The 2,263-nt window shown below is 68.8% G+C and carries 3 protein-coding genes; all 3 read left to right on the top strand.

Translation table 11 applies throughout. The features are described 5' to 3' along the window. Positions 1-776: saccharopine dehydrogenase (locus G3N93_RS38600; protein WP_206135391.1), on the top strand; the 776-nt coding region annotated here is incomplete at its 5' end. Next, entirely contained in the window at positions 773-1,534 is a 762-nt protein-coding gene (locus G3N93_RS38595; RefSeq protein ID WP_174938293.1) for an isocitrate lyase/phosphoenolpyruvate mutase family protein, read from the top strand. The genes G3N93_RS38600 and G3N93_RS38595, both read left to right, overlap by 4 nt. A 133-nt stretch (positions 1,535-1,667) precedes the next feature. Next, positions 1,668-2,225 (top strand): carboxymuconolactone decarboxylase family protein, encoded by a 558-nt coding sequence (locus tag G3N93_RS38590; RefSeq protein ID WP_206135390.1) that lies wholly within the window; start codon positions 1,668-1,670, stop codon positions 2,223-2,225. Positions 2,226-2,263: the final 38 nt, after the last annotated feature.

Raw genomic sequence — 2,263 nt, 5'->3', positions numbered from 1 at the left:
TGCGGGCCGGCATCCCCTATCTCGACCTGACGGCCGAGCAGCCGTCGGTGCTGGCGCTGGCAGAACACGCCGATGCCCGGGCGCGCGCGGCGGGCGTGACCATCGTGCCGGCCGCGGCGTTCTACGGCGGCCTGGCCGACCTGCTCGTCACGGCCGTCGTGGACAAGCACCAGCCGATCGAGCGCGTCGATGTCGCGACCGGGCTCGACCGCTGGCACCCGACGCGCGGCACGCGCGTGACGGGCGAACGCAATCGCGCGGTGCGACTCGTCCAGAAGGACGGCAAGCCGACACCGGTGCCGTCGACCGCGCTCGAACGCGCGTGGCCGTTCCCGCCGCCGATCGGCCGCGTCGACGTGACGTTGCTGCCATTTTCGGAAGTGATGACACTGTCGCGTCACCTGCGCATCGATACGATCGAATCGTGGCTCGCCACCGTCGCGCTGCGCGACGTGCGCGATACGGCCACGCCGCCGCCCGAGGCGACCGACGAGATGGGCCGCTCGGCGCAGCAGTTCGCGATGGACGCGATCGTCGTGCAAGGCGGTACGACGCACCGTGCGACGGCGTCCGGGCGCGACATCTACGCGGTCAGCGCACCGATCATCGTCGAGGCAGCCGTGCGGCTGATAGCCGGCAATACCGTGGTGTCGGGCGGTGTGCGCAGTCTCGGCGAGCTGTTCGACGCGCGCGATTTCCTCGCGGCGCTCGATTCGGTGGCAGTATCGTTCGGCACGACGACCGATCCGGTTTTCCACAAGGAGACACAAGCATGAGCAGCAATGAGAAGGGCGCGCATTTCCGTTCGCTTCACCGCGCGGGCCAGCCGCTGGCGCTGTTCAACGTGTGGGACGCCGGCAGCGCGCGCACGGCGGCCGACGCGGGCGCTGTCGCGCTGGCAACCGGCAGCTGGTCGGTCGCGGCGGCCAACGGTTTCGTCGACGGCGAGCAGATGCCGCGCGCGCTGATGATGGACGTGCTCGAGCGGATCACGCGCGCGACCGACCTGCCCGTCACCGTCGATCTCGAAAGCGGGTACGGCGAGCGGCCGGAGGATGTGGCCGAAACGATCGCGCTCAGCATCAAGGCCGGCGCGATCGGCTGCAACCTCGAGGACAGCTTCCCGGCGACGGGCGAATTGCGTGACGTCGACGCCGCAGCAGCCCGCCTTGCAGCGGCACGACAGGCGGCGGATCGCACGGGTGCCGACTATTTCATCAATGCTCGTACCGACGTGTTCTTCAAGGCACCGGCCGACACGCACGACGAGCGCCTGCTCGACGCGACGCTGGCTCGCGCGCGTGCTTATGCCGCAGCCGGTGCCGACGGCTTGTTCGTGCCGGGGCTGCGCTCACCGGCGCTCATTCGCGCGCTGACGGCCGCGTCGCCGCTGCCGGTGAACGTGATGCGCGTCTCGGAGACGCCAACGCTCGCCGAATTCGCGGAATACGGCGTGGCCCGCATCAGCCACGGGCCGTATCCGTACCTGCAGGCGATGAAGACATTGGCGGAGATGGTGAAGCAAGGCAGTTAGCGGATTCGCGGGACGGCCAGCCTCGTGCGCGCATCGACTGATTACATCCCATGTAATTGGCGCACGACACGGCCGCTCCTACGCTTCGGGTGTCGCGCCGCCATTCCGGCGGCGCTCATCCCCCGGAGACATCATGTCCGCCTATCCGCTTCACACCATCGACTCGGCGCCGGCCGCCTCCAAGCCCGTCCTCCAGCAGCTCCAGCAAACCTTCGGCATCGTGCCGAACATCGCGGCGGCCATGGCCGCGTCACCGGTGCTGATCAACGGCTTCATCGGCCTGTTCGAGCGCGTGCACGCCAGCAGCCTCACCGAGCCGCAGATCCAGACGCTCCTGCTCACCAACGCGGTCACGAACGCGAGCGAATGGCCGGTCGCCTTCCATACCGCGCTTGCGCTGAAACAGGGTGTGACCCACGCCGACGTCGACGCGATCCGCCGCGGCGATCTGCCCGGCGACGCGCAACTGGCCGCGCTGTCGGCCACCGCACGCAAGCTGATCGACACCCGCGGCCGCCTGGCCGATGCCGACCGGCAAGCGTTCCTCGACGCCGGCTTCAGCGACGAGCAGTTGCTGGAAGTGATCGCGGTGGTCGCCGCATCGACGATCACGAACTACGTCGGCAGCGTGACGAAGCCCGTACTCGAAGCACCGTTCGACGAGTTCGCGTGGCATGCGAATGCCGCGTGAGTCCGATATAGTCGATCGCGTCGCTCACGGAACGCCCT

This window comes from Burkholderia sp. Se-20378 (genome assembly GCF_017104665.1).
GTDB lineage: Bacteria > Pseudomonadota > Gammaproteobacteria > Burkholderiales > Burkholderiaceae > Burkholderia > Burkholderia lata.
The sequence above is the reverse complement of the archived record's forward strand: the minus strand, read 5'-3'. Positions and strand labels throughout refer to the sequence as shown.

What these genes read in the sequence shown, in the direction of transcription:
- G3N93_RS38595 (WP_174938293.1), top strand. Translation starts at nt 773, where the DNA reads ATGAGCAGCAATGAGAAGGGCGCGCATTTCCGTTCGCTTCACCGCGCG.
- G3N93_RS38590 (WP_206135390.1), top strand. Translation starts at nt 1,668, where the DNA reads ATGTCCGCCTATCCGCTTCACACCATCGACTCGGCGCCGGCCGCCTCC.